This is a genomic window from Halosolutus sp. DAT137 (genome assembly GCF_059736405.1).
Genome location: NZ_JCAQID010000003.1, coordinates 90,009 through 108,796, shown reverse-complemented (window position 1 = coordinate 108,796; position 18,788 = coordinate 90,009). Strand labels below are relative to the sequence as shown.

General features: G+C 64.2%; 8 protein-coding genes. 3 read left to right on the top strand and 5 right to left on the bottom strand.

Annotation, left to right across the window (positions count from 1 at the left end; all coding sequences use genetic code 11):
- Nucleotides 1–43 precede the first annotated feature (43 nt).
- Nucleotides 44–1,141 carry an outer membrane protein assembly factor BamB family protein gene (locus AC6I6L_RS07900; RefSeq protein WP_497917199.1) on the bottom strand — a complete coding sequence of 366 codons (1,098 nt, stop codon included), beginning with the start codon at nucleotides 1,139–1,141 and terminating at the stop codon, nucleotides 44–46.
- A 102-nt stretch (nucleotides 1,142–1,243) separates the two neighbouring features.
- Nucleotides 1,244–11,086 carry an outer membrane protein assembly factor BamB family protein gene (locus AC6I6L_RS07895; RefSeq protein ID WP_497917198.1) on the bottom strand — a complete coding sequence of 3,281 codons (9,843 nt, stop codon included), beginning with the start codon at nucleotides 11,084–11,086 and terminating at the stop codon, nucleotides 1,244–1,246.
- A gap of 271 nt (nucleotides 11,087–11,357) precedes the next feature.
- On the opposite strand from AC6I6L_RS07895, the gene AC6I6L_RS07890 reads away from it, so the two are divergent.
- Nucleotides 11,358–12,122, top strand: a complete 765-nt coding sequence (locus tag AC6I6L_RS07890; protein WP_497917197.1) for a helix-turn-helix transcriptional regulator — start codon at nucleotides 11,358–11,360, stop codon at nucleotides 12,120–12,122.
- A 25-nt stretch (nucleotides 12,123–12,147) separates the two neighbouring features.
- Here the strand turns inward: AC6I6L_RS07890 and pspAB are convergent, their stop codons facing one another.
- Both pspAB and htpX read right to left on the bottom strand, forming a co-directional pair.
- Complete coding sequence (pspAB, locus tag AC6I6L_RS07885; RefSeq protein WP_497917196.1) at nucleotides 12,148–12,753, bottom strand: PspA-associated protein PspAB; 606 nt, start codon at nucleotides 12,751–12,753, stop codon at nucleotides 12,148–12,150.
- A 157-nt stretch (nucleotides 12,754–12,910) separates the two neighbouring features.
- Nucleotides 12,911–13,795, bottom strand: coding sequence for a zinc metalloprotease HtpX (gene htpX, locus AC6I6L_RS07880; RefSeq protein ID WP_497917195.1), 885 nt, complete (start codon nucleotides 13,793–13,795; stop codon nucleotides 12,911–12,913).
- Nucleotides 13,796–14,136: 341 nt separating this feature from the next.
- Here htpX and AC6I6L_RS07875 point away from each other — a divergent pair, with 341 nt between their 5' ends.
- Both AC6I6L_RS07875 and AC6I6L_RS07870 read left to right on the top strand, forming a co-directional pair.
- Nucleotides 14,137–15,369 carry a 60S ribosomal export protein NMD3 gene (locus tag AC6I6L_RS07875; protein WP_497917194.1) on the top strand — a complete coding sequence of 411 codons (1,233 nt, stop codon included), beginning with the start codon at nucleotides 14,137–14,139 and terminating at the stop codon, nucleotides 15,367–15,369.
- Entirely contained in the window at nucleotides 15,362–16,612 is a 1,251-nt protein-coding gene (locus AC6I6L_RS07870) for a class I SAM-dependent methyltransferase (protein ID WP_497917193.1), read from the top strand. Before AC6I6L_RS07875 ends, AC6I6L_RS07870 begins: the two co-directional genes overlap by 8 nt.
- A gap of 251 nt (nucleotides 16,613–16,863) precedes the next feature.
- Here the strand turns inward: AC6I6L_RS07870 and AC6I6L_RS07865 are convergent, their stop codons facing one another.
- Nucleotides 16,864–18,696 carry a helicase C-terminal domain-containing protein gene (locus AC6I6L_RS07865; RefSeq protein WP_497917327.1) on the bottom strand — a complete coding sequence of 611 codons (1,833 nt, stop codon included), beginning with the start codon at nucleotides 18,694–18,696 and terminating at the stop codon, nucleotides 16,864–16,866.
- Nucleotides 18,697–18,788: the final 92 nt, after the last annotated feature.

Genomic DNA, 18,788 nt, shown 5'->3' with positions numbered 1-18,788 from the left:
CCGCGACCGACCGAGGGTGCAACCGGGAAACCGAGCGTCTGTATCAGGAGGGTCGCCCGGCGGCGGACCACTCGAGACAGTACAGTCGCTCCGCGTCGGTGCCGACGTAGCATCGTTCCGGCGCGATCGCGGGCGTGCTCGTGATCGCACCGTCGACCCCGAAGTACCAGCGGACGTCGAACGACTCGACGTCGACGCCGTACAGCGATCCCGTCTCGTCACCGACCAAACAGACGTCGCCGGCGACGACCGGACTCGAAGAAACCGGGCCGTCGAGGGCGACGCCCTGTTTCGAGAACAGCCAGCCGCGAACCTTGCGCCGGCCGAAGCTGGTGTCGGTGACGTGGAGGTAGCCGTCGTCGGCCCCAACGAACGTACTCTCGTCGTCCTCCTCCGCCGCCGGCAGGACCGTCGCAGAGGAACTGAAGGCGTCTCGAATCTCGTAGGTGAACCACGACTGCCCAGTCTCGTCAGAAAGCGCGAGCAGGGTGCCGTCTGCGTCCGGAACGTACACCAGCCCGTCAGCGATCGTCGGCCCGTCGACGACTGCGCCGTCAGCTGGCACGTCCCACACCGGTTCGCCGCCCTCGATTGCGATCCCGTATACTGTCTCGTCCGTCGTACCGGCGTAGACCCGCACATCGTCGACCGCCGGAGCACCGACGACCGAGCCCTCGGTTTCGTGCGTCCACAGCAGGTCGCCCGTCTCGGCGTCGATCGCGGACAGTCCCGATCCGTCGGCGTGCCCGGCGAACAGCCGGCCCTCAGAAAGCGACAGAGAGGACGTGAGATCGCCGGGGAGCGTCGCCTCCCAGACGCCCTGGCCGGATCCGGGATCGATCGCGTGGACCGTCCCGTCCGCCGTCCCGCAGTAGATGAACTCGTGAGTGACGACCGGCGTCGCGTCGATCGCGAGCGCCGTCTCGAACACCCAGCGTCGCCGGCCCGTCTCGCGGTCGAGCGCGAACAGGTTCCCGTGGCTCGTCCCGACGAAGACGGTGTCGCGGTCGAGCACCGGCGACGATCGAATCGGGCCGCTGAGATCGGCCGTCCAGCTCTCTTCGATCCGGACGGGTCCCTCGAGGTCGCGACGGACGCCCGCGTTCGCGCGATCGCCTTTGAACTGGTTCCAGTCGGTCACTACTGGGACCTACCGAGCGCGATACTAAAATGGATGCGACACGCGGTGGCACCGATTCCGGGAGCGGACGCATCTCGAATCCGGTTCGGGTGCGGTCGGTCGTTACCGTTTGACCATCAGCCCCTGTCGACGGGCGAGCACAAGCGCCAGTACCACCACGGCGACGGCCACGAGACCGATCCCGGCGCTGGCTCCCCAGCCTGCGGAACCACTCGTCGACGAAGCGCCACCCGGCGACTCATCACCCGATGCAGCGCCGTTCTCGCGCTCCGCGACCGAGAACGTCGTCTCCTCGGTTGCGACGTTGCCCGCCCGATCGGCGACGGTGATCGTCGCGTCGTAGCTGACTCCGGGCTCGACCGTCATCGTGTGTGTCGCACCGGTAGAGGTGATGCTCGTGTGCTCGCTCGTCGTGACGTCCTCGCCGTCGACTGTCAGTGCGATCGAGCCGAGGTCGACCCCCGAGCGGTCGTCGCCGTAGGTGAACTCGATCGTCACCTCGTCGGTGTCGACGTCGAGTTCGGTCCCGTCGGCCGGCGAGACCTCGCGGATCGTCGGCGGCTGTTCGTCGGCCACGATCGCGCCGTACGTCGAGAAGTGCGTGACCTGTGCGGTCAGGAACTGCTCGGAGCCGACCGTTTCGTAGCTCGTCTCGATGGGGTCCCACTGGTCAGCCGTCTCGTCGTAGTAGTGAATCTGTGCGTCTTCGAGGTCCGAACCGCCAAGTGCACCCTCGTCGACGGCCATCGAGATAGTCGCGCTCTCGACGCTCCCCTCGGCGAGCTGGTGGTCGAGGAACGAATCGAGGTCGGCCGTCAGGAAGCCAACGCCGAGCTGTCCCCCGTCGAGGTTCGGATTGACGCCGTTCTCGGAGAACGCCGCGAAGAGTTCCTGGGCTGCGATCGCTTCGGCGGCGTCCTCGGCGAGGTGGAACTCGATCGTCGTTCCCGATCCCGAGAGTACTACAACGCCGTCTGCGAGCGTGAACTGAGTATGGACGACCGCGGACGCCTCGTCCGTGCCCTCGTTGCCGGCTCGATCGATGCCCGTAACGGTCACGACGTACTCGCCTGCCTCGTCGACGGTGAGCGTGCCAGTGAACTTCGTGGCCGAAGGACCCGCGTCGTCCATCGTCACCGTCGCGGACGACGTCGTCCCGTCCCCGTCGACGAACTCGGCGGTCACCGTCGGTACGCCCGAGAGTGGTTCGTCGCTTTCCACGACGATCGTCGCGTCCTCGGCTGTCACGTCCTCGAGTGAAACGGCCATCGACGGGGCGTCCCGATCGACGACGAGCGTCTCGCTCGCGGTATCCATCCCCGCGTTCCCCTGCTCGTCGACGGCGACCGCCGACAGCGCGTATCGGGCGTCATCAGGAAGATTCTCGAGTGGAACCGAAGCGGTCCACTGATCTCCGCCGTCGTGGGTCGCGGCCGCACTGACGGCGTAGGTCGTCTCGAGCGATTCGACGAGCAGCGTCACGTCGGCCACGTCGAGATCCGCAGTGACGTCAATCTCGACGGTCGCGTCGTCGTTCGCGAAGACGAGTTCGTCGCCCGTCTCCGGATCGACGGACGTTGAGTGGCCGTCCACGGCGACGATCGACGGCTCCACAGTCGCGTGCCGTACGTCGACGGTTCCGGCGTAGCGGTCACCCAACTCGACGTCGTAGGTGCCGACAGCGTCGAGTCGGAAGCTAACGTTGAGCGCGCCGAGGTGGTAGAAGCCCGGCGCGAGGCTCGCTTCTTGCGTCCCGACGACCTCGGTCTCGCCGGTCTCCTGGTTCGTCGCGGTGAGTTCGATCGTCTCCGGACCGTCGACGGTGCCGGCCTGGTAGATGCTCCCGACGGCGTGCAGTTGCTCGCCCCTCACGACGTCGATCTTCGAGACCGACGCAGCGATCACGGAAATATCGCTTTCGGCAGCAGCGACCTCGATCGTCCCGGCGGTGCGCCCGCCCATTTCGAGATCGTACGTTCCGGGGGCGTCCGGCTGGTAGGTGATGTTGAGCGCGCCGAGGTGGTAGAAGCCCGGCGCGAGCGTCACGTCCTGCGTCCCGACGACCTCGGTCTCGCCGGTCTCGGTATTCGTCGCGGTGAGTTCGATCGTCTCGGGTCCCTCGATCGTCCCGTTCTGATAGATGCTCCCGGTGACGTGGAGGTCGTCGCCTTCGACCAGTTCGATCGCAGACGGAGACGCGGCGATGACCAGAATGTCCGAAACGGCCGATTCGACCTCGACCGTGCCGGCGGTGCGCCCGCCGAGTTCGAGTTCGTAGGTGCCGGCCGCCTCGGGCTGGTAGGTGACGTTGAGCGCGCCGAGGTGGTAGAAGCCCGGCGCGAGCGTCACGTCCTGCGTCCCGACGACCTCGGTCTCGCCGGTCTCGGTATTCGTCGCGGTGAGTTCGATCGTCTCCGTGCCTTCGATCGTTCCGGCCTGGTAGATGCTCCCGACGACGAACAGTTCGTCGCCCGCAACCACGTCGATTTCGGACGGAGAGGCGGCAATGACCTGGATGTCCGAGACTGCGTCCTCGACCTCGACCGTGCCGGCGTCACGATTGCCGAGTTCGAGATCGTACGTGCCGGCTTCCTCGGGCTGGTAGGTGATGTTGAGCGCCCCGAGGTGGTAGAAACCGGGTGCGAGCGACACCTCCTGGCTACCCACGACCTCGGTTTCGCCCGTCTCGTTGTTCGTCGCGGTGAGTTCGATCTCCTGTGTCCCCTCGACGTTGCCGGCCTGGTAAATGCTTCCAACGACGTGGGTCTCTTCGCCCGCCACGAGTTCGACGTCCGAGACCGACGTCCCGACGACCTGAATGTCGGTGATCGCCTCGTCGACGGCAACGGTCCCGGCCTCGCGACCGCCGAGTTCGAGCTCGTACGTGCCGGCCGCCTCGGGCTGGTAGGTGATGTTGAGCGCCCCGAGGTGGTAGTAGCCCGGCGCGAGCGACACCTCCTGGCTGCCGACGACCTCGGTTTCGTCGGTGTCGGTATTCGTCGCCGTCAGCTCGATCGTCTCGGGACCGTCGGCCGTCCCAGCCTGGTAGATGCTCCCGACGACGTGGGTCTGCTCACCCTGAATGAGTTCCACGTCCGAAACCGAGGCACCGACGACCTGAATGTCGCTGTCGGATTCCAGGACCTCGATCGTCCCGGCCTCGCGGTCACCGAGTTCGAGATCGTACGTTCCGGGGGCGTCGGGCTGGAACGTCATGTTGAGCGCCCCGAGGTGGTAGAAGCCGGGAGCGAGCGAGACCGCCTGGCTGCCGACGACCTCGGTTTCACCGGTGTCGGTATTTGTCGCCGTCAGCTCGATCGTCTCTGGTCCCTCGATCGTCCCATCCTGATAGATGCTGCCGGTAACGTGGAGGTCGTCGCCTTCGACCAGTTCGACGGCCGAGGGTGACGCGGCAATCACCTGGATATCCGAGACTGCTGCTTCGACCTCGACGGTACCTGCACTGCGGCCGCCGAGTTCGAGCTCGTACGTTCCGGGAGCGTCGGGCTGGAACGTTACGTTGAGCGCCCCGAGGTGGTAGAAGCCCGGTGTGAGCGCGACCTCCTGGCTGCCCACGACGTCGGTCTCACCGGTTTCCTGATTCGTCGCGGTGAGTTCGATCGTCTCCGGACCGGCGATCGTGCCGGCCTGGTAGATGCTGCCGACGACGGACGCCTCCTCTCCTTCGACCAGTTCGATCACCGAGACCGACGCGGCGACGACCTGAATGTCGCTTTCGGCCGCGGCGACCTCGATCGTGCCGGCGTCACGATTCCCTAGCTGGAGGTCGTAGGTGCCGGCCGCTTCAGGCTGATAGGTGACGTTGAGCGCACCGAGGTGGTAGAAGCCCGGCGCGAGCGACACCTCCTGGCTGCCGACGACCTCGGTCTCGTTCGTCTCCTGGTTCGTCGTGGTGAGCTCGATCGTCTCCGTCCCCTCGATCGTTCCGGCCTGGTAGATACTCCCGACGACGTACAACTCGTCGCCCGCGACGACGTCGATCGCAGATGGAGAAGCGGCAATAACCTGAATGTCAGAGATCGCGTCCTCAACTTCGATCGTGCCGGCGTTTCGCTCTCCTAACTGGAGGTCGTACGTGCCGGCTTCCTCGGGCTGGTAGGTAACGTTGAGCGCCCCGAGATGGTAGAATCCCGGCGCGAGCGTGACCTCCTGACTACCCACGACCTCGGTCTCACCCGTCTCCTGGTTCGTCGCGGTCAGTTCGATCGTCTCCGGGCCCTCGGCGGTGCCGGCCTGGTAGATGCTGCCGATGACGTACAGGTGTTCGCCCTCGACCAGTTCGTTTTCGGATGCGGAGGCCGCGATGACCTGAATATCCGTGTACTGGTGTTCGACCGTCACCGTCTCGACGAACAATCCGTCGACCGAGAGCGTCACGTCCATGGCGTCCTCACCGACTGGGAGGTCGTCCTCTTCGGGAGCCCAGGTGAGTTCGACGCCGCCGCGGGCGATCCCCGGTCTAACGCTGACAGTCGTCTCGTCGACGACATCGCCGTCGACCGACAGCGCGACGGTCCGGCTCCCGGCGACCTCCCCGGCGTTGTAGAGATTCGCCTTCACGACGACGGATTCACCGATCGTCACGTGATCGCGGTCGGCGCTTGCGCCGTAGAGGATGATGTTCGCTTCCTCGTCGACGTCCTCGACGACCACTGTGGCCGAATCGACGTCGTCGTCGCTCCTGACTTCGATATCGACCTCGTCCCCGGCGTCGGGGGCCGTCCACGAGAGCGGGAGCTGTACCGACTCGCCCGCGTCGAGCGTGAGACTCGTCGCGTCGACGACGGTTCCGTCGACGACCAGTTCGATCGTCTGCGTCCCTGCGGAGTCGCCGGTGTTCTCGACCGTCGCGGTGACGGCGAGGACCTCACCGCTGAGGATTGGCGAGGGGGCATCGTCGATCGTCACCGCGAAGAACGCGGGATCGGGCGAGGGCGATGGCGATGGCGATGGCGTCGGGCTGGATGCCGCCGCAGTTACGCTAACGGTCGTGGTTGCCGTGGCATCGTCGCTCGTGACGGCGAGTGGGATATCCTCACCCGCATCGCCAACCTCGGTCGCCCACGTGAGCGTGACCGACGTTTCCTCACCCGGATCGAGTGAGACGCTCTGGGAATCGAGCGCATCCACGATCGCGTCTCCGTTGTCGGGAAGCAAGAACACCGTCTGCGATCCGGCGACGGTGCCGGTGTTCTGGACGGTCACGTCGACGTCGAGCGCATCGCCTTCGGTCACCGGTTCGTTGGTACCGTCGATCGTCACCGCGAAGAACGGCTCCTGTGCGCCAGCGGTCACGTCGATCGTTCCCAGACTGATGCCGTCGACGGTGAGGGCGTAGGTTCCCGGATCGTCGAACTGCCGGGTAAACGTGATCGTCTCGACCTCTCCGGGCGCGATCGTCACGGTTTCCGTGGCGACGGGCTCACCCTCCACACTGAGTTCAGCCGTGTACTCGCCCGCCGAGCCCCCCCAGTTCGCCACCTGCACGTAGATGTCGACCGACTCACCGACCTCGATCGTCCGATCGGAGACGTACGCTTCGATGGTCGTGAACATGGCTGGTAGTTCGCCGTCACCGATCGCGTAGAGCGTGCCATCCTCGCTGCCGACGTAGACGACGCCGTCGAGCACGGCTGGCGAAGACCAGACGCTGTCGCCGGTCTCGAACGCCCAGAGTTCGTCGCCGGTGTTCGCGTTGAGCGCGTAGAGATGGTTGTCGAAACTGCCGACGTAGACGACGCCGTTCGCCACTGCGGGCGACGACTCGACACGACCATCGGTCTCTGCGCTCCACAGCACGTCGCCGGTACTCGCGGCGAGCGCGTAGACGTGATTGTCGTAGCTGCCGACGTAGACGACGCCGTCAGCGACGGCCGGTGCGCCGTTGATCGCTACGCTGCTCACTACAGAGTCCCATAGCTGGGTACCGTCCTCCGCATCGTATGCGTACACAGTACCGTTGAAATCTGCGACGTAGACGACGCCGTCGACGACGGTCAGCGCCGTGTTGACCAGCATCGGTTCGTCAGCACTCCACAGTTCTGTGCCGCTTGCCGCCTCGATGGCGTACACTCGCTCGTCGATCGACTGTCCCGACTGCGGACTCGTCGCGACGTAGATCACACCGTTCGAGACGGCGGGTGTCGTCTTTATCTTGCGGTCCGTGTCGAAGTTCCACAGCTCGGTTCCATCGGTCGGATCGAGCGCATAGAGGCGTCCATCCTCGCTGCCGACGTACAGTTCGCCGGCGACGATCCGTGGGGAGGTGAGCGCCTCACCGTACGACTCGCTCCACAGGACGCTCCCGTCAACTGCGTCGATCGCATAGATGGTCCCCACATCGCTCGTCGCGCTCGTCGCGTAGACGACGCCGTCCGCGACTGCTGGTGCAGTGACGACCGCACCATCGGTGTCGACGGTCCATATGGCCTCGCCGGTTCCAGCGTCGACAGCGTGGACCATCGACGGCAAGCTGCCGACGTAAACGACGCCATCGACGACTGCGGGCGAGGATCGAACGTAGTGGTAGCTCTGGCTCCCCGCAGTGTATTGCCACTGCTCGTCGGGCGAGAGGACCGGCCCGGTCAGTTCCTCGCCGTGGCCGACGTTGTTATCACCGAAGCCGAACTGTGCCCATGCGAGTGTCACAGTCACCGTCTCGGCCGGGAGGTCGGCAACCGTGACCTCGATCTCGCCAGTCGTCTCCAGCTGGGTGATGAACGTCACCGTTCGTGACTCGCCCGGCGCGAGCGTCCCGCTTCGCGTGTCGACGACCTCGCCGTCGACGATCAGCGGCGACTCGTACGCGCCGTCTGCATCACCGTTGTTTTCGACGGTGGCGGTGACGACGAGCGTCGAGCCGGTGTACAGATCCGTCGACGAGACGCTCAGATCGGAGTACGCGATATCGACGGACTCCGCGACGACTGTGACGGTCCCTGCATCGACGCCGTTGACGCTCACGGCGTACCCGCCCTCCTCGCCGAAACTGTAGGTGAACTCCGCAGTCGTGGTCTCGCCCGACCCAACGGTGACACTCCGGGTATCGGCCGTCGCGCCGTTGATCTGTAGCGAGAGCGTGGTACTGGCCGACTCACTCCCCGTATTCTGGACCGTGGTGGTGACGAGGACGTCCTCGTCGACGCCCACATCGGTCCTGTCCAGCGTGACGTCGAGGATCTCGACGCCGGATCCGACCCACGGCTCGAAGCGGACGTTTTCGGTGACGCTGTCGCCGTCACCGTCCGCGACAGTTCCGGTGACGGGGTCCGTGACCCCGCCGCTCGGGCCATTGGCCGCGCCCCACCAGTTCTCGGTGGCGTCGATCGACTCGTAGCCGCTCCACGTCCCGCGATCGTAGTCGACGCCGATCCCGTTGTTCTCGATCTCGTTTCCGGTGATCGCGATCCCGTCCGGCTGGAACGCCACGAAAATGCCTGCGGCGACGTTGTCGCTGATGACATTGTCGGTCACGACGGCGTCGTTCGTGACGCGGAGCCCGATCGCGTTGCCCCTAACAATGTTGGCCGTGGCCACGGTGCCCTCGATGCTACTCGCGCCGAAATCGATCCCCGTCTCGACGTTGTCGGTGACGACGTTCTCAAAGAGGGTTACGTTGTTCCCCGAATTAGATCGGTAATCCGACTCGATTCCGCTCTCGCCGTTCGCCGAGACGGTATTGTTCTCGATCATCGCTCCGCTCGCGAAGTCGAGGAAGATGCCGTGGCCGGCGTTGTTGGTGATCGAGGAATTACGGACAGTCGCTTCCCCGGCACCGAGAGAGATTCCGTCATTTCCGCCGTCAGTAACGGATATTCCGTCGATAGAGAGTGCATCGCTCCGTTCGGTCTCGATACCGAAACTCCCCGGTCCGGTGATTGTTCCGCCGTCGATCGTCGTGTTTCTTGCCCCCTCAAGTCGGATTCCGCGCCAGTCGGCACCGCTGATCGTATTCTCGACGAGTTCGACGCGCTCGCTTTCGACCACTCTAACGGCGTCGTCGGCACTGTCGGTAACCGTGTTTCCGATCACCGTCATGTCCTCCGCGGCCCAGAGCGTAATCGTCCCCCGCCTGACGCTCGATCCCGTGGTGTCGGTGACGGTGTTGTTCGAGATGACTCCATCGCTGAACGCAATCTGGATAGGGGCCGTGACGCCCTCGAATTCGAGATCGCTTACGTTCACGTTCGTCGAGTTGACGATTATCACCTGGCCGGGATCGGCCGGAACGGACGGGTTGTCGATCCCCTTCGCGTAGTACAGCTCCTTGCCGGCGACGGTGTTCCCGCTGAACGAGTGCGTCGTCAGATCCTCCTCGAGCGTCGAGTAGGGGTTCGAACTCGCAACCAGTTGCACGCCGGTCTCGAACGTGTTATCCCGAACGGTCACTGCCTCGGTCTCGAAAATGACGAGATCGGCATCGTGGCCGCTTACATCGTTCTGTTCGACGACCTGATCGCTAAAAGATCGCAGGAAGATTCCTGCCCCACCGTTATCACTGACGTTATTAGCCCGAACAGTTGACCTCGCGTTCGCGGCGATGCCGTTCCCGCTGTTGCCCACGACGACGTTGTCCTCGACAGTAGAGTCGTGGCTGACCTCGATACCAGCATTGGCATTGCGTTCGACCGTGTTTGCGGTAACGGTCGCCCTCGTCGGGCCGTTGATACCGCGACGATCGTTGTTCGAGATATTGTTCTCGTGAATCGTTACATCACTGCTTCTGGTCCAGTGAATGCCGTCTCCTCCATTTCCGGTGATAGTGTTTCCGGCCATATCGGCGTTCCCGGAGCCGCTTCCCCTATTGTCGTAGATTCCGGATCCGAGGTTGTCGGTGACGTTGCCGTCGTGGATGTCGACGAACTCGCTGTTGATAACCAAGATTGCCCCATTAAGCGCGCTGGACGACCCGCCGTGGTGCGTTCCGGCAACGGTGTTGTTCGTCAGGGTCGCCCAGTCCGAACTGAACACAGAGAGACCGTTGTGGTTATCGACGAGCGTATTGTTCCACACATCAGCATGCGGAGAGCTCTCGAGGTGGAGCGTTCGCCCGTCATTGTCTGTGAGTCTGTTTCTGTCGATCGTCGTCGACTCGGAGTTGCGAACGCCGACCGCGGGAGCGGTCAGCCCGGTGAACAGACTCGCTCGCTCCCCGGCTTCGGCGACGGTGTTCCCTTCGATGGCCGTCTCGTCCGACCCCCAGACCTGTATGCCGTACGTGTTTACGTTCGTAATGGTGTTGTCCGCGACGACAGCACCCGGACTGTACCCAATCTGAATACCGGCCGCGCCGCCGTCGATATCGAGACCGCGGATTTCGACGGTCGTCGAGTCGTAGACGATCACCTGACCAGCGTCGCCGGGGATAGTCGGATCGTCCGTGCCGGTAACGTACACCAGCGAATCGCCACCAACGGTGTTGTCACGAACGTCGTGATCGAACACCGATCGCGGCGCGTTTGCGGTGCCGATCGCGATTCCGGTCTCGAAGCTGTTGTTCGTAATCGTCGCGTTCGTCCCGCCGGAAATTATTTCGAGGTCGACGGGGGCATCGACGTGACTGTTGGTAATCGTCGCATCGGCTTCGCTCAGGCGAATCCCGTAATATCCCGTATTGCTGGTAACGGTAACATCCGTTCCGGCAACCATCGCTCCCGAGCCGTCGATATGGAGCCCCCGGTTCTCGGCGACTATCTCGAACCCGTCGACAGTCACGTCGTCGGCCGTGATGGAAACGGCCGCACCGAATCCGTCGATCGTGACGATCGGGGTGTGACCGTCCGCAGCGACAAGCGTCAGTCCCTCGACGCCGATCGTGAGCTGTTCCGTGTACGTTCCGCTTTCGACGCAGATCTTGTCCCCGTTTTCCGCCTCGTCGATAGCAGCCTGGATGCTGTCTCCCGCGGCGAGACACCCCTGGCTCACGGCACTCGACTGCACACCCACTGCACCGGCACCGCTCGTCGCCAGAACCGACGTAATCAACAGTACAGAAAACGCGACCGAACCGAGCTTCGATCGGAAATCCCCCCTATCTGCAGTATTAGCCCGAGAATACATGTGAACTATCCGCGCTAACAGTATATCATATCATCTGACGTACGTCGTTCAGGGGATGAACACCGTTCGGCCGCTGAAAGACAAACGTATAAGCACCGCGACCCCCCTCGAATCAAAAGAGGACAGAGTCAGCCACATGGTCGATGACGACGGTTCGAAAGAACTCATCGAGTTCGCGAGACGCGCCACGGCGTTCGACGCCTTCGTCGACACCGCGCTCACCAAACGCGACCTGGCCGAGGAGTTGTCGGTCTCCAGACCGACCGCCCACCGGATTATCACCGCCTTCGAGGACGCAGATATCGTCTACGAGGACCGCGGAAGATACGGGCTAACGGGGTACGGCGAGATCGTCGGCTCGGCCGTCCGCACCTACCGGGAAGAGATTTCGACGGCCACCGCGCTCAAGCCGCTGGTCAACGACCTTCCCGCCGACGCCGAGTTCGACTACCGGTTGTTCGCCGACGCCGTCGTCACCGAAGCGACCTACGACGACCCGTTCCGGCCGATGAACCGGTTTATCGAACTGTTCGAAGGAGCGACCCAGATCAAGGGGTTCAACAAGAGTTTCCTCGAGCCGATGTACATCGACCTGGCACACGACCAGATCGAAGCCGGGATGGAAAGCGAGATTATCTACGAGCCGAAAGTGCTCGAACTCATTCTCGAGGAGTATCCGAACATCGCCCAGACGGCCCTCGAAAACGAGCACATGAGCGCCTGGATACACGACGATCTCCCGATCGCCCTGGCTATCTTCGAGGATCGGATTGGAATCGGCGTCCACACCGAATCGATGGGGACCCCCATCGCCTGGATCGACACGGACGACCCCGAGGCGATCGCCTGGGGGGAGGCGCTGTTCGATCGCTACAGGGAGGAGGCGACGAGGCTGCACTGACGGCGACGGTTCAGAGAAGGTGCGCTCATTCCCAGGGATGCGTTCCGCCCGAACTCGGCCACAGCGGGTACCAGTACTCCTTGTCGCGTTCGATCGCGAGTTCGCCGTCGAGGGTCGCCTCGAGTTTGAACTCCGCGTTGGAGTCACGTTCGCGGCCGGGGCGGGGTGCGAAGGGGTAGAATCGGCCGCGGCGGAACGAGTAGATCCAGTACGCCGGTCCGTCACGGCTTTCGTAGGCGAACACCGCCGCGAGCAGGCGCGATCCGTAGCCGTGTTCGATGAACGTGTCCGCGGCGAAGTGGAGGCTCGTGATGAGGTCCTCGGGGTCCTCGTCTTCGAGGACGACCCAGTGATAGCCGTGGTCGTCTTCCGACACCGAAAACTCGGTCCCGGTCTCCTCGCGACCCGCTTCGAGGATGGCCTCGACCTCGTCGACGGCGTCCCGAAAACTGGTTGAGTCGACGCCGGAGAAACAGAGCGCGCCGACGTCGGCCGACTCGTAGCCGAGATCAGCCTCCATCGTGAGGTACGCGGTGCTCATTCCGAAGAGATCGTCGGGGTCGGCGTCGCGTTTCGCGTCGGCCTCGGCGCGCAATCCGAGGACGGCACGGAGTCCGTCGAGCAGTCCCATAGGAGGATACACGAAGGGCAGCCTTTCAAATGGTTCTATTCGACTGCAGAACCTGAATCCGATCATCGACACACCCTTCCCAGGTCCGAAACTCGATCGCGAACCGATCACAAATCGATCGCACACCGACGTTACAGACGAGCGCACTGCAGCCGTCTCAGAGCGCTTCCATCTCGCGTTCGAGTTCGCGAAGCGCCTCGATGCGACGCTCCGTCGGTGGATGCGTACTGAACAGTTTGCCGACGATTCCCGACTTCAGCGGGATTATGAAGAAGGCGTTCATCTCGGCTTCCTCTCGCAGGTCCTTGTCAGGAACTTTGTCGACCTCGCCGGAGATTTTCATGAGCGCCGACGCCAGTGCCGCGGGCTTGCCAGTGATCGCGGCTGCACCACGATCGGCGGCGAACTCGCGGTAGCGCGAGAGTGCGCGCATCAGGATGTAGCTGATGATCCAGACGACGAGCGAGACGACGATCGCGACGACGATACCGCCACCGCCTTTCCCGCCGCGCCCGCGGCCACCGCCGAAAAACGCCCCCCAACGGACGACCATGAACGCGATCGTCGCGAGCAGTGAGGCGAACGTCATCACCATCATGTCCCGGTTTTTGACGTGGGCGAGTTCGTGGGCGATGACGCCGTCGAGTTCGTCGCTGTTGAGCGTCCGCATGAGCCCGGTCGTCACGGCGACGGCGGCATTTTTCTGGTTGCGTCCAGTCGCAAAGGCGTTGGGAACGTTCGAATCGATGACGGCGACCTTCGGTTTCGGCAGGTCTGCCTGCTGTGAGAGTCGTTCGACCGACGCGTGTAACTGCGGGTACTCGTCGGCCGAGACCTCTTTTGCGCCCATGCTCCTGAGCGTGAGCGTGTCGCTGAAGTAGTACTGCACCACCGACATGCCGCCGAACAGCATCGCGAAGACGAGAATTCCGCCGCCCATGTACGCTGTCATGACGCCGGCGAAGACGATGTAGAGTGCAAACAGCAGGAACATCGTCAGAAACATCCGCGCTCGAAGCCCCCAGTCGGGCTGCCAGTCCATACGCGTTCGAACGCGTTCGAGCCGAATAAGCCTCACCGATTCTCACGGGCCGAATCGAACACTGGCGTGTCTCTCCCTTCGGTGTACTCCGAACCCCCTCGCTCTCTCGGTGCACTTCGAACCCCCTCGTTTCGCCTGGAAACCCTGTGACGTGGCGACGTCTGACAGGCCGAATCCGAGCCGGCGTCTGACGCTCGTCTGACAAATCAGAGACGGGAACAGACGGTAGTATCGACCGGTCAACCCCTTCGTTTCGGGTGGAATTTTCAGATTGTGAAGACAACTGAAACGTCTTCGGCGGGAACACGCCGTTTAACTCGGTCAGTCACCTACCGGGGATAATGAGCGAGTCGCGTGCATTCTGTCCCCGGTGTGGGGACCCGGTTCCCGATCGATCGACGGCTGAGGAGAGCGACGGGAACACGTCCGACGGTGGCGTGGTCGGTACCGGCGACGGGGGTGGCGATCCCCTTCAACCCGGTGCGGAGGTCGACCTCTGCGATCGCTGTTACTTCGACGATTTCGAGTTCGTGGACGCGCCGGAACGGATCGACGTTCGGGTCTGTGCCCAGTGTGGGGCGGTCTACCGCGGCAACCGGTGGGTCGACGTCGGCGCAGAAGATTATACCGACATCGCGATCGAGCAGGTCAGCGAGGCGCTCGGCGTCCACGTCGACGTCGCTGACGTCGCCTGGCAGGTCGAACCCGAGCAGGTCGACCAGAACACGATCCGGATGCACTGCTACTTCACCGGCGTGGTCCGGGGAACACCCGTCGAAGAACAGGTGACGGTCCCGGTCAGAATCGCCCGCCAGACCTGCACCCGGTGTGGCCGGATCGCCGGCAGCTACTACGCCAGCATCGTCCAGATTCGCGCCGAAGACCGGACGCCGACGAGCGAGGAGATCGAGCGAGCGAAAGCAATTGCGAATACGATCGTCGCGGACATGGAGGCGACGGGCGATCGAAACGCCTTCATCACGGAGATGGGCGAGACCGACGACGGCCTGAACATCAAGGTCTCGACCAACAAGATCGGCAAGAAGGTTGCGAACAAGATGGTCGAGGAGTTCGGCGGGACGGTCACCGATGCCGAAACCCTCGTCACGGAGGACTCCGACGGAAACGAGGTCTACCGAGTGACCTTTGCGGTCCGGCTCCCGCCCTACAGGCCCGGCGACGTGATCGATCTCGCGGACGACGATGAGGGTCCCGTCCTCGTTCGCAGCGCCCGCGGGAATCTCAAGGGAACCCGCGTGACGACGGGCGATCGGTACGAGGCCGGCTACGAGGAGGGCAACGCCCCCGACGCGCGCAAACTCGGTGAGCGCGAGGACGCCGCCGAGACGACGGTGGTCACCGTCGAGGACGAAAACGCCGTCCAGGTGCTCGATCCCGAGACCTACGAGGCCAAGACCGTCTCCCGGCCGGAGTACTTCGATCCCGACGCCCAGACGGTCCCCGTCCTGAAGAGTCGTGCCGGCCTCCACATCCTCCCGGATCCCGACCCGGACACGGGCGAAGACGATCCCGAACCATACGACCCCTACACGAGCACCGAGAGCGATGAGTGAGGAGCCACCCGAACGCGGGGACGACTCCCTCGAAGCGTCGCTTCCCGACCCGAACGCGGACGCGCCACTCGCCGCGATCGTCGAGAAATCGCGCACGGAAACCACGATCGAGTCGCTCCGGAACGAGGGCGTCTACGACGACTCCAGACGGGTGCGAGGGGTGAGCGACGCGAGGCGCCACGCGCCTCGAACGGCGAGCGGTGACCAGCGGGAACCGCGAGCAGCGACCAGTGAGCAACGCGATCGCGAGAACGACCCCGAGAAGATCGCGCTCCCCATAACGGCACCGCCAACCGAAACGCGCGTTCTCGACGTCGTCCACCAGCTCGATCCCGACCCCCGAACGCGCGATCTTTCCGACCTGCTTGCCGAACGGGGGTGGGACGATCGCGCGATCGAGACGGCCCCCGGATCGTGGGCCGTCGTCGGCTCGGTGGTGCTCGTGACGGTTCCCGAGGACTGTTACGACGAGGGGGAACTCGGTGAGGCCCTGCTCGAACTCCACGGCGAGGCCGACAGCGTGCTGGCCGACGAGGGGATCGCGAACGACGGCGCGGCCGGCACCTACCGCGAGCCCAGAACGCGACTCATCGCGGGCGATCGCGACACCGAGACGATCCACACCGAGCACGGGACCCGGTACGGGATCGACCCCGCGAAAGTAATGTTCTCGCCGGGAAACCAGGCTGAACGGGCGCGGATGGCCGATCTTGTCACAGCGGGCGAACGCGTCTTCGACATGTTCGCCGGCATCGGCTACTTCACGCTCCCGATGGCCCGCGCCGGAGCACGGGTGACGGCGACCGAACTGAACCCGACGGCGTTTCGCTACCTCGTCGAGAACGCGATGCTCAACGACGTCGGCGATCGCGTCGACGCCTACATGACCGACTGCCGGGAGCTCGCGGGCAAGGTCGAGGCCGACCGCGTCGTGATGGGGTACTACGGACGCGGTGGCGAGACCGGAGCCGAGAAACCCGGCGCAGACGCGGGAGCCGACGCCAGTCCTCGCGACGACGAGGCCCACACGTTCCTCGATGACGCCCTCACAGCCCTCGTTCCGGACGGCGTCGTCCACTACCACGAGGCGACGCCGGAGCCCCGGCTCTGGGACCGACCGATCGCTCGGCTCGAACGAGCAGCGGCAACAGCCGATCGAGAACTCGAGGTGCTCGATCGACGGCGGGTCAAGAGTCACAGCGCCGGGGTCGAACACGTCGTCGTCGACGCACGGTTCGAGTAGGAGTCGTCGAATCGCTCCCGTTCGACCGTCGGCTGCGTCCGTGGCTGGTCGTCAAGTTCATGCCATCGGAGCGAATCGGTACCGATATGGACAAGAATCAGATCATCGCGCTGCTCTTTGCGGGCCTCATGGCGACCTCGATGATCGCCTGGGGCGTTACCGCGCTCTGATCGAATCCGAACCGTTCGAATCGATCGAAGACGCGTCTCATCTCTCGGGAGGGTACTCGCCTGCCGTCCGTCAATTCTCCGTCAGCCGTCCGTATCCCAGACGTCCGCGAGCGGACTCGATCGTGAGGAGCGCCCCGATCGCCGTCGGGAGCGCACCCCCTCACGATCGAATCCTCCGCCGCTTTTTCCGCCAGTTGTGCCGGTCTGCGTCGACGATTCGCCCAGTGCGGCCCGCGGCTCGAACGCCGGCAGGTCTGGCTCGGTCATGCGATCGACCTGTTCGGCGAACCAGTCGGGCATGTCCGATCGGGCGCGCTCGAAGACATCGAGCAGGCTCGAATCCGCGAGATACGTCGCGCCGTGATCGTCGGGGGCGCGCACGACCCGGCCACAGCCCTGGATCACGGTCCGGAGCGCAGTTCGGAAGTACCACGCCCACTGGCCGTCTTCGAGGCGGTGGGCGACTCGCGAGTCGCTCGTGTTGAGAAACGGCGCTTTACACAGCACCTGCCACCGACAGAGATCGCCCTTGAGGTCCAGTGCTTCCTCCATCTTGACCGAGAGGAAGACGTCGGGTTCGTCGGTCGCTTTCCAGTCCTCGAGATCGGCGTCGCGATCGTCGCGGCTGTGGGTCCGAATCCGATCTCCGACGCCGAAATCCGCGAGGAGATCCGCCAGACGCTCCTGAATCTGGTAGGAGTGGGCGTGAATCAACCCCTTCTCGTCGGGGTGGCGTTGCATGATCCGGACGATCGTCCGGGCGATCTTCGGGATGGTGTCGTCACGGTGCTCGAACGTCATCTTCCCCTGCGTGACGTCGTACAGTGGTCGGTTCTCGACGGGGAACGTGTGAGGAACGTCGACGAGAGCGACGTTCGCGGGGTCGAGTCCGACCTGGCGACAGAAGGCCTCTTTGTTCAAAATCGTCGCCGACAGCAGCGCGAATTTGTTCCCACGGTCCCAGACGGTGTGCCTGAGGTAGCGTTCGGGATCCATCGGTTTGATCGTCAGCGGGCCGCCCTCGTTGCCGTTGTCGTCGCCTCCGCTGTCCCCGTCTCCCGTCCCGGAGTTCGAGGACTGCGGCTCGGATTGATCGACCAGCCACGTCGTTGCACTCTGTGGATCACGGTAATCCGAGACGAACCAGTCGAGTTCGCCGATCAGTTCCTGGAGCCGATCGCGCTCGCGCACCTCGCCGGGCGAAAGCGACTCCTGTGCGAGCAGGTCGTCTTTTCGGCGCTCGCACTGCTGGGAGAGCGCCTCGGCGTACCGGACGGCTCGATCGAGTCCGTCGACCTCGGGAACGCGTAGCTCGTCCCAGAACGGCACCGTTCGCGGGCCGAGCTGGATGGTCGCGTACATCTCGGCCCACTCCGCGAGACCGTGGGCCTCGTCGATCACGACCACGTCGCGCGTCCGAAAGACCTCGCTGCCCGCGGTTTGCATGAAATACGCGAGCGTCATCGCCGCGATCTCCCGGTTCGACGCGATCGCGCGGTCGGAAAAGTACGGACAGCGGTGTTTGACCGAGCAATCGTAGCCGCGCTCGCGGACGCAGGGGGCCTGGTTGACCGGCGTATTCCGCTCGTCGGGAAGGATGCAGGTGTAGTTGGACTTCCCGCGGATGACGTTCAGGTCCGCGAGCAGGTCGTCGCTCGCGACGTCGTCGAGCTGGGACACCTGCGGGGTCGTGTAGTACGCGCCGGAGGGCTCGCTCGGGTCGGCCTCCGCGACCGTCTGTGCACAGCCCGCGATCGCGCGGGCGAGCAGGGACTTGCCGCTGCCCGTCGGCGCGCGGACGAGGACGACGTCGTTGCCCGCCGCGAAAGCGTCCCGGATGTCGCGGAGGGCCTGTTCCTGGGCACCGCGGTAGCTCGGTGCGGGAAACGCCTCGAAGATCCGATCGGGGTTCACCGTTCGAGTCACCGCGCGGGCGCGTCCTAAAGGCTACGAACCGTTGCGATCGGTGCAGCCCAATCCGGGTCGGCAGCTGGGATACCGAACGG